Annotated in this window: 7 protein-coding genes; 4 read left to right on the top strand and 3 right to left on the bottom strand. The window is 47.6% G+C overall.

Going from position 1 to position 10,137, the window contains the following annotated elements:
* The coding region (metX, locus tag ACJ751_RS06750) for a homoserine O-acetyltransferase (RefSeq protein WP_407744614.1) at positions 1–834 on the bottom strand (834 nt) is incomplete at its 3' end.
* A 70-nt stretch (positions 835–904) separates the two neighbouring features.
* Between metX and ACJ751_RS06745 the strand changes: the two genes are divergently transcribed.
* The 3 genes from ACJ751_RS06745 to ACJ751_RS06735 all read left to right on the top strand — a co-directional run bounded on the left by ACJ751_RS06745 (position 905) and on the right by ACJ751_RS06735 (position 3,618).
* Entirely contained in the window at positions 905–1,339 is a 435-nt protein-coding gene (locus ACJ751_RS06745; protein ID WP_407744613.1) for an OsmC family protein, read from the top strand.
* 114 nt (positions 1,340–1,453) lie between these two features.
* Positions 1,454–2,617 (top strand): O-succinylhomoserine sulfhydrylase, encoded by a 1,164-nt coding sequence (locus ACJ751_RS06740; protein WP_407744612.1) that lies wholly within the window; start codon positions 1,454–1,456, stop codon positions 2,615–2,617.
* 194 nt (positions 2,618–2,811) lie between these two features.
* Complete coding sequence (locus ACJ751_RS06735; RefSeq protein WP_407744611.1) at positions 2,812–3,618, top strand: CHAD domain-containing protein; 807 nt, start codon at positions 2,812–2,814, stop codon at positions 3,616–3,618.
* An 18-nt stretch (positions 3,619–3,636) separates the two neighbouring features.
* Here ACJ751_RS06735 and murF read toward each other — a convergent pair whose 3' ends face one another.
* Together murF and ACJ751_RS06725 are read right to left on the bottom strand one after the other, a co-directional pair.
* Positions 3,637–4,920 carry a UDP-N-acetylmuramoyl-tripeptide--D-alanyl-D-alanine ligase gene (gene murF, locus ACJ751_RS06730; RefSeq protein WP_407744610.1) on the bottom strand — a complete coding sequence of 428 codons (1,284 nt, stop codon included), beginning with the start codon at positions 4,918–4,920 and terminating at the stop codon, positions 3,637–3,639.
* Positions 4,921–5,047: 127 nt separating this feature from the next.
* On the bottom strand, positions 5,048–6,631 hold the full coding sequence (locus ACJ751_RS06725; RefSeq protein WP_407744609.1) for an SUMF1/EgtB/PvdO family nonheme iron enzyme: 1,584 nt from the start codon (positions 6,629–6,631) through the stop codon (positions 5,048–5,050).
* Positions 6,632–6,932: 301 nt separating this feature from the next.
* Here ACJ751_RS06725 and porU point away from each other — a divergent pair.
* On the top strand, positions 6,933–10,137 hold a 3,205-nt coding region (gene porU / locus ACJ751_RS06720), incomplete at its 3' end, for a type IX secretion system sortase PorU (protein ID WP_407744608.1).

Below are 10,137 nucleotides of genomic sequence, written 5' to 3'. Positions count from 1 at the left end.
TTGTTCAATGCTTTGCAGTACGGCTTCCACATCACCGCCGCGGCCACGGGCAATCTGATGGGTGTCAAGGGCCTTGGTAAGCATCCAGTAACTGTAGGCGTTAAAGCGTTTCACCAGTTTTTCGCCCTGGTAATTGATGTAGGAGGCCGCTTTATAGTCATTAAGTTTCTCGGTATTGCTATCGGTTTGCTTTTGCACCATAATGCCATAGTTGCGGTAGGTGAGCATGCCCACGGCGCGGGCGGCCTTCAGGCCTTTTTGTCCGGCTTCGGGAGTATTCTGCTGCCAGGTGCAGTCGGCTTCGATGGCCAGTCGTTGGGTGGCGTGTATGGCAATGCCCCAGGCGCTCTCGGCGGGGGAGGTAGCCAGCAAAAACAGGTTTTTAATCACGTCCTTTTCCAGAATGCTCCATTCCATGGCCTGGTAGCCGCCCATGCTGCCACCCATAAGCAGGTGAATGGCCTCAATGCCCAGGTGCTTCCGCAGTAAGATATGGGCGTTCACCATGTCGCGGATGGTGATCAGCGGAAATTGGTGCAACCAGGGCTTCCCGGTTAACGGGTTGATACTCAATGGACCTGTGGTGCCGTAACAGCTACCCAGTATATTGGCGCAAACAATAAAGTGCGTTTCGGGGTTAATTACACAGCCGGTTCCCACCACTCCCTGCCACCAGTCGGCCGCATCGGAGTTGGCGGTAAGTGCATGACATACCCATATTACGTTGTTTTTTTCGGCATTTAACGTCCCATAAGTATGATATGCAATGGTTAATGAAGGCAGTTCCTGCCCGTTTTCGAGTTTGAAAGGTCTGTTATATTCAAATTGCTTCATTGGCCCCTGGCTAATAATTAAGGGTGCAAAGTAAATGCCTGCATGAATTACATTTGCAAAAATCTTTACCATGATAAAAATTGAATTGGAAAGGGTCGATGGGGATTATGGATTTGAAGCGAAAGATGCTAATGGCCACACCGTACGTCTGGATACCAGCATTGAGGGTGGCGGCACCAATTTCGGCGTTCGGCCCATGCAAATGCTGCTGATGGGCCTGGGCGGCTGTAGCGGCATCGATATCGTGAGTATTCTGAAAAAGCAGCGCCAGACCATTGAAGGGTTCAGCATGAAAATAGAAGGGGAGCGCGAAGCCGGCAAGGAACCCTCCATCTGGAAAAATGTTACCATCGTATTCGAACTCACCGGAAATATTGACCCCGACAAAGCCAAACGCGCCTGCGAGCTGTCGATGGATAAATATTGCTCCGTGGCCGAAACCCTGCGTCACGCCGGTGGCGATCTTAAATGGGAAGTACGGGTAAACCAGGGCCAGAAGGCTTAAGAGGAGTATAAATACTTTTGGGGAGCCGGCGATAGTGCTACTATCGCCTTCCGTTGCGTCGCACTCTTCAGGGTTCTTTACGCTATTCTTTAACAACAAACCATAAACTAGTTCATGCATCCAATAAGCAAAGCAATACGCATTCAAACCGACCGTACCAATGAAATGGAACATTCTTCCCCCATGTTCTTAACCAGCAGCTTTTGCTTCGATAATGCCGAAGATATGCGGGCTGCTTTTGCCGATGAAACGGATGATAATATTTACAGCCGTTTCAGCAATCCCTCGGTACAGGAGTTTATCGATAGAATGGTGGCCCTTGAAGGCGCTGAAGCTGGCTTTGCTACCTCATCGGGCATGAGCGCCATCTTTGGCTCGTTTATGGCCTTGTTAAAAAGTGGCGATCACCTCATCAGCTGCAACGCCATTTTCGGCAGCACCCATACCGTCATCACCAAATACCTGCCCAAATTTGGCATTGAATATACCTATGTACCGGCCGATAAACCGGAAGAATGGGAAAAGGCCATCAAGGCTAATACCAAAATGATCTATATCGAAACGCCTACCAATCCCGGGCTCGAGCTCGTTGACCTGGAAGCCGCTTCAGCAGTAGCCAAAAAACATAACCTGCTTTTAAACGTCGACAATTGTTTTGCCACCCCGGTAAATCAGCGTCCTATCGACTTTGGCGCCGACCTGGTAGTGCATTCTGCCACCAAGTGGATCGATGGCCAGGGACGTGTGCTCGGCGGCGTTATAGTGGGTAAAAAAGAACTCATTAAAGATATTTATTTGTTCTGCCGCAGTACCGGTCCTGCCTTATCACCCTTCAATGCCTGGGTGCTTAGCAAGAGCCTCGAAACCCTCGATGTGCGTATGGAACGTCATGGCAACAATGCCCTGCAGCTGGCCAAAGCCCTCGAAGGACATCCAAAGATCAAAAATGTGAAGTATCCCTTTCTGCCCAGTCATCCCCAGCACCGCATTGCCCTTAAGCAAATGAAGAACGGCGGCGGTATTGTTTGTTTTGAACTGGCTGGCGGTTTGGAAAGCGGTCGTAAGTTTCTGGATAGCCTGAAAATGTTATCGTTAACAGCTAACCTGGGCGATACAAAGAGTATTGCATCGCACCCTGCAAGCACCACCCACGCCAAACTTACCGAAGGGGAGAGACAGGCCGTTAACATTACCCCGGGCCTCATCCGCATCTCTGTAGGGCTGGAGCACGTCGATGATATCATTAATGACATTCGTCAGGCATTAGAGAAATGTTAATGAAGAGTGGTGACGTGAATCATGTATTTCAATGTCTGCTATCATAGTATAAACATAAATAGTAGATTAACTTTAGGACTGATTCTTTTTCATAATAAAAAGTTTTAAAAATTGAGCTGGTAACGGGTTGGTTCTCCAACCCGTTGTTTTTTATCAACCCCTCAGAAAATCGTAACTTATGTAAAATTGGGCTTATGAAAAGGGAGGCGTTGGAACAGGTGGTTGATAAACACATCAGCAATATTGAAAAACACAGCAAAAAGCTGCCCGGATCTTTCGATCAGTCAGCTATCCATGACCTGCGTGTCAATTATAAAAAGGTGCGGGCATTTTTACGGCTGCTTCAATTGGAAAAAGATGCCGGTCATTTGCACATTCCCTATAAGTTGAAATCGTTGTATCATCATGGCGGTAACGTAAGAGACTGGCAATTATTCCTCGCCGAAATACACGATGCCGGGCTAACTGAAAAATTGCCGGATTGTATGCATCGCTGGCGCCGGCAGATATTTACTTATAAAGAACAAACGGTGCATGCCATTGAGATCATGCATTTCAAAAGAACGCTGCAGGGCATTATAAAAGAATTACCACGTCAGTTGCAGGATGATACTGTTAAACAGTTTATGCATCAAAAAATAGCAGCCATTCACATTTTACTGCTGGCGGCAGATAACGAAAAAGACCTGCATGCCATTCGCAAACAAATAAAGGATATTATGTACTGCACCCGCATCTTCGAAAAAGAGGGGGGCGTACCGTTTCCCTTCCAGGGTTGGATGAGCGAAAAAGAACTAAACGATATGGCGTCCAGGCTGGGCGATTTTAACGATCAGTGCCTGGCCATTTCGTTGCTGCAACCCAGTTATATTGATAAATGCAGTGCCGAAGAACAGCACATTTTACGTAACCTGCAAATGAACTGGCTGCATCAAAAAGAAGCCCGGCAACGGCAGTTGCTATACGAGGTGCAGGAGCTGCATATGGAGCATGCCTTTTGAGATCAACTCATCAACTCGTTAACCCAAAACCCTCTCCATCTGCATACTGCGCGATCCCTTGATCAGAAAATACGTATCAGTAAAGGACTGTCCTTTAAACCAGTCTGCCGCTTCTGTGGAGTTGGCCATTTTAAAAAAAGGATGATCGAGTTTCAGGAAATCACCACCCACCAGCACCACGGCTTTCCAGGAGTGTTGTTTTATGAGGTTTATAATACCCTCGTGTTCCTGCAAGCTTTCGGCGCCCAGTTCGGCCATGCCACCCAGCATCAATACTTTATTGTTCGCCTGTATATTGGCAAAGTTCTCGATGGCGGCCCGCATGCTGGTAGGGTTGGCATTATAGGCATCGAGGATAAATTTATTGCCATTCTTTTCAATCAGCTGTGAGCGGCTGTTGGAAGGTGTATAATGTTCAATAGACGTTTTTATCTTTTCATCAGGCACATTAAAATGTTTACCTACAGTTACGGCCACCAGTACATTGGGCAGGTTATAAGCGCCCACCAGCTGGGTTTGAATAACGGGGATATGAGCGCCTTTTACAATAGAAACGGTGAGGAAGGGCTCGCTTTGTTGAATGGCGCCCTGTAGATCGGTTGTATTAATAGTGCCATATTTAATTACCGTGGCTATGCCTTTGCTCATGGTTTGCAGGTAATCATAATCCCACATGGCGAACACGGTGCCGTTATTGGCGCGCAGGTAATCATATAGCTCTCCTTTGCCTTTACGAACGCCTTCAATGCTGCCAAAACCTTCCAGGTGGGCTTTACCGCAGTTGGTAATAATGCCATGCGTGGGCAGGGTGTATTCACAATAGCTGGCAATTTCCCGCAGGTGGTTGGCGCCCATTTCAATCACGGCCATCTCCGCATCGTCTTTTACCGATAAAATAGTAAGGGGAATACCAATATGGTTATTCAGATTGCCTTGGGTGGTGTAGGTTTTATAACCAGCCGAAAGAACAGTATACACCAGTTCCTTGGTGGTGGTTTTACCATTACTGCCAGTGATGGCGATAAAGGGAATATTAAACTGCTGGCGATGGTGTTTGGCCAGTTGCTGCAGGGTAGTGAGCACATCGTCAACAACAATAATACGGCTATCGGTGTCCGCCAGGCCGGGATCATCAACCACGGCATAAGCCGAGCCGGCCGCCAGTGCAGCCGGGGCAAATTCATTGCCGTTAAAATTGGGGCCTTTTAATGCAAAAAATATATCGCCTGTTTTCAGCTTCCGGGTATCGGTTTGTACCGAAGGATATTGCCGGTATATTTTGTAGAGTTGAGCAATGGTCATAATACAAATTTAGGTTAACCGGTTCATAAGTTAACAGGTTAACGAGTTGACGGGTTAACTGGTCACCAAAAACAAAAAAGCCTCCCGACTTAGTCGGAAGGCTCTTTGTAAGAATTTGAAAAACCGATTATCGTTTTCTGGTATTTTGACGTCTTGTGGGGTAATTGATACCGGTTTTACGGCCATTACCTTCAGGGCTACCCAGGCGATCCATTGCGCAACGGAAACCTACAGTAGAGCTACCCTGATCTTCTTCTAAGAAACGACGTGTACCGGGGCTTAACCAGTAAGGACGATCGTTCCAGCTACCACCTTTAATCACCCGGGATTTATCGCTGATTAAAGTAGTTTGTCCGTAACCACGGCCGGCAGCTTTGTTCAATGCAGCATCAGTTTCACCATAACCAACACCAGCAACTACTGAGTCACCATCCAGATAGTTGATTACGTTACCTTTTTGATAGTTGCGGCGGTTTTTGCTTTCTTCGTCAGTTACATATACTGTTTTAACATGACCAAGACTGTCTTTTTCAAACTCGCCATCTTTATTCTTGTAAACATTCTGGAAGTGGTTACCACGATAAGGAGATACATCATCATTATCGGTGGGTGACAGCGGACGGTAAACGTCACCAGTCCACTCGCTCACGTTACCAGACATGTTATATAAGCCAAATGAGTTGGGGAAGAACGAAGTAACCGGTGCAGTGTATACGGCGCGGTCGTTCAAACCACCGGCCACACCCATGTTATCACCATTACCACGTTTGAAGTTAGCGAGGAAAGTACCTTGCCATGCACCACGGCGGCTATCGCGCAAACCGTTTACATTTTGTGTCCAGGCAAATACTTGTTTGTTAGTGATTAACTCCTCACCGCGTTTGCCTTCTTTTTTGCTGGGGTTGGGATTTTGACCAACCAGACCCATAGCGGCATATTCCCACTCAGCTTCTGTCGGGAGACGGTAGTTCGGTAACAGGATACCATCTTCGAAAGTTACTGTAGTTCTGGGGGTACCATTGGGGTTCTTTAAAGGGTTCTTTTTAGAACGAACCTGGTTACCGGGAGTAGGAGTAGTTAAACCAAGCAAATAAGCTTTGGTATTGAACGATTCCTGACCCTGGCCCTGCAGATTTTTAAGTGCAGTTTTATTAATAAAGCCTTTGTCGTATAAAGCTTTTTCGTTTACGCGATCGCTGCGCCATAAACAAAAGTCATGAGCCTGTCTCCAGGTTACACCTACTACAGGATAGTAGTTGTAAGAAGGGTGGCGGAAGTAGTATTCAACCAAAGGCTCGTTGTAAGCCAGTTCACTGCGCCATACCAGGGTATCGGGCAATGCACCATTGCGTACATCTTTATATTCATCACCATCAAAAACCGTGTTTACCCAGTACAAATATTCACGATAGTGAATGTTTGCAACCTCGGTACGGTCGATGTAAAAGGAGTTTACTGTTTTACGGGTGGGAATGTTATTCCAGTCGCCCATAACATCTTCTTCTGTGGCGCCCATGGTAAAGGTACCGCCCTGAACAAATACCAGTCCGGGACCAGTACGTTGTTCCTTCTCGCGGGATACCTGGTATCCGCCCATGTTTTTGTCATTGTAATTCCAACCAGTAACGTCAGATTTCTCTTTCTTGTTGGACTTACAGGCAGTTACCGCGGCTGCGCAGGATAATACGATAAATAGGTTTTTCAAATTCATTTTGATGACTTTTGCCTTTAGTTCAATAAGGTTAAACGCTATTACATTTCAAATATTGTATCTCTTTTTGATTTGCTTTTCCACAAAACTATAGAGATGGCGAATATACCGGTTTTTAGTAAAACAGCCTGTGTAACAGGTTGTTTAAGCATAGTTAATTTGCCAAAACCACTATGGGCTTTTATCCGTGTTTTCCACTATATTCAATAATTGAGCCGGGTACGTTTGGGGCAGGATTATTTTTTACCCGGTACATAGTTCCGCCGGGTATCATGGTACAAAATGAACTATTTTTGACCCAATGCACGGTAGACCTTTTATCCACCTTATGATGGCGGGCATATTTGTCATGACCTTTCTGTTAGTCATGCCTGTGCCGGTTCTGTCTCAACGTTCATATACGGCCAATTCTGTATTGGCGATGGGTAATTGGTATAAAATAAGTACAACTTCCCCCGGTATTTACAAAATCGACCTCCCGTTCCTAACCTCCCTTGGCATAAATACGTCCGGACTCACCACTTCGGGGGTAAAGCTGTATGGAAATGGCGGACAAATGTTGCCCGAAAAACCAATGAACACCGTACCCGACGACCTGGTGGAGAACGCCATCTGGGTGGAAGACGGCGGCGATGGCCAATTGAACGGTTCAGATTATATTCTCTTTTACGCGGCAGGTCCGCACGCCTGGACGAAGGATTCCCTCAACAAGACCTTTTATCATCAAAAGAATATATATAGCGATACTTCATGGTATTACCTCGTCATTGGTCAGAACGGTAAAAGAATAACAACGGCTACTATCACCGCTGCACCCAACACTACCGTAACACAGGCCACGCGTAACTGGTTTTATGAACTGGATACGGTGAACTTCCTGAGCAGTGGCCGCCAGTGGTATGGAGAAGAATATTCAAACAACGGCGGCAAGGCATTGACCCATACCTATTCGGTGAACATGCCTAATGTGCAGCCCGATGCGGCCACCATCAGGGCAGCCTGTGTGGCCCGCTCCTTCAGCACCGACAGCCGCTTTACAGTAAGCATTAATAACCAGTCGGCTATGCAAATAAACCTGCCTGCCACCGGTACCGGTTTATACGATGCTTTTGCCACCGCAGCCCAGTCATCGGCCACCTTCAGCACCACGCAAAACCCGCTTGCTGTCCGGTTCGATTATACGCCCGGCAGTGCCGGTAGTCAGGGGTGGTTAGATTGGGTGGAGATCCTGGCCCGGGTAGACCTGAATATGAACGGCATCAACCAGCTGCAATTTCGCGACTGGAACAGCGTGGGCCCGGGAAAAGTAAGCAGCTTCATTATTAAAAATGCCACCGCCGATATGCAGGTGTGGGATGTTACCAATGGGTTGGAACCGGTTAAAATACCTGGCAGCCTGAATGGGGCCGACTGGCGGTTTGTGAATGAAAGCAGCCGCCTGCATGAATACATCGCCTTTACTACCAATGGCTTTTTAACGCCGGGCATGGGAGGCCGGGTACCCAATCAGAATCTGCATGGCAGCGCCATACCTCAATATATTATTATTACATCTCCGGGGTTATTGGGCCAGGCCCAGCGGCTGGCGCAGTATCACCAGCAGCGCGATAACCTTTCCAGTTTGGTAGTAACCGTAAACCAGGTATATAATGAATTTTCATCCGGTTCACCCGACCCAACGGCCCTGCGCGATTTTGTAAAAATGTATTACGACCGGGCTGGCGGCGATTCAACCAAAGCCCCCAGATACCTGCTGCTTTTCGGCGATGCTTCCTTCGATTACCACACCCGAATCAGCAACAATACCAACCTGGTGCCTTGTTGGGAAAGCCCCACCTCCCTTGACCCGTTAGCCACTTATACCTCCGACGACTTTTTTGGTTTCCTGGGCGATAATGACGACATCAACGGAACGGCTACCAACCTGCTGGATCTTGGCATTGGCAGAATTCCCGCACAGAACGAACGGGAAGCGCAGGCCATGGTCGACAAGATCATTGCTTACAACGACACAAAAAGCCTGGGTCCCTGGCGCAACGAATGCACCTTTATCGCCGATGACGAAGACAATAACCTGCACCTGAACGATGCCGAAACCATGACGCAGGCCGTACTGGCCACTTCCCCGCAGGAGAATATCGATAAAATTTACCTGGATGCCTTTCCGCAGGAAAGCAATTCGGCCGGAAGCCGCTATCCCGCTGTAAATCAGGCTATCAACAATAAAATATTCAGCGGTACCCTGTTATGGAATTATTCAGGCCACGGCAGTTACCGCCGGCTGGCAGAAGAGGTGGTGCTGGATCAGGATATTATTAATTCCTTCAACAACCCCAACAAGCTGCCGCTGTTTATTACCGCCACCTGCGATGTGGCGCCCTACGACAATCCGTTAATAAGTTCAATAGGCGAAAACCTGTTGCTGCGCGAAAAAACGGGGGCCATCGCCCTTATGGCCACCACCCGGGTGGTATTTGCCTTCAGCAACAAGGTGATGAATGAGAATTATTTAAAAACAGCCTTTCAAAAAAGGGCCGATAGCAGCTATCGCAGCCTGGGCGAAGCCGTGCGCGATGCCAAGAACTTTACCTATAACTTCTCCAGCGATGTAGTGAACAACCGCAAATTCACCCTGCTGGGCGACCCGGCCCTTACGCTGGCCTTCCCCGTTTACCGAATAAAAACTACTGGTATAAATGGGAATGCAGTGACCAACACACCCGATACCTTAAAAGCATTATCGGAGTACACTATAAGCGGCACGGTACAGGACAACGCCGGCACCCCCCTCAATGATTTTAATGGCACCATTTATCCCACCATTTTCGATAAAGCACAAACGGTAAACACCCTGGGCAACGATGCCGCCAGTATACCGGTGCCGGTTCAAATGCAAAAAAATATCCTTTTCAAGGGAAAGGCTACCGTTAGCAATGGCCGGTTCTCCTTCAGTTTTATTGTTCCCAAGGACATCAGTTACCAGTACGGCAACGGTAAGATCAGCTACTACGGCGATAATGGTACAAAAGACGGAAATGGGGTTTTAACCAATATAATCATTGGCGGCTCAGGAAATGGGGTGGTGGACCCCCTCGGTCCGTCGATAAAAGCGTATTTAAATGACGAGAAGTTTGTGAACGGCAGCATTACCAATGACCGGCCCTTATTGATCTTAAAACTGGCCGATTCATCCGGTATAAATATACTTGGAACGGGTATCGGGCACGACCTGGTAGCAGTTCTTGATAATGATCAAAAAAACCAATATGTACTGAACGAGTTTTACGAGGCCGACCTGAATAATTTCCGGCAGGGAATGGTGCATTTTCAATTGCCGGTATTAGCGCCCGGGTCGCATACATTGAGCATAAAAGCCTGGGATGCAGCGAATAACTCAGGAGAAACCGCCCTCAATTTCAGGGTGATTAGCGAACAGAATTTTGCGTTGGATCACGTATTGAATTATCCCAATCCGTTTACAACGCATACCACCTTCTGGTTCGAAC

Origin of the sequence: Niastella sp., assembly GCF_045805085.1 — a bacterium.
Classification (GTDB): domain Bacteria; phylum Bacteroidota; class Bacteroidia; order Chitinophagales; family Chitinophagaceae; genus Niastella.
This window is presented reverse-complemented; position numbering and strand designations above follow the sequence as displayed.

What these genes read in the sequence shown, in the direction of transcription:
- ACJ751_RS06725 (WP_407744609.1), bottom strand. Translation starts at nt 6,631, where the DNA reads ATGAATTTGAAAAACCTATTTATCGTATTATCCTGCGCAGCCGCGGTA.
- ACJ751_RS06740 (WP_407744612.1), top strand. Translation starts at nt 1,454, where the DNA reads ATGCATCCAATAAGCAAAGCAATACGCATTCAAACCGACCGTACCAAT.
- murF (WP_407744610.1), bottom strand. Translation starts at nt 4,920, where the DNA reads ATGACCATTGCTCAACTCTACAAAATATACCGGCAATATCCTTCGGTA.
- ACJ751_RS06735 (WP_407744611.1), top strand. Translation starts at nt 2,812, where the DNA reads ATGAAAAGGGAGGCGTTGGAACAGGTGGTTGATAAACACATCAGCAAT.
- ACJ751_RS06745 (WP_407744613.1), top strand. Translation starts at nt 905, where the DNA reads ATGATAAAAATTGAATTGGAAAGGGTCGATGGGGATTATGGATTTGAA.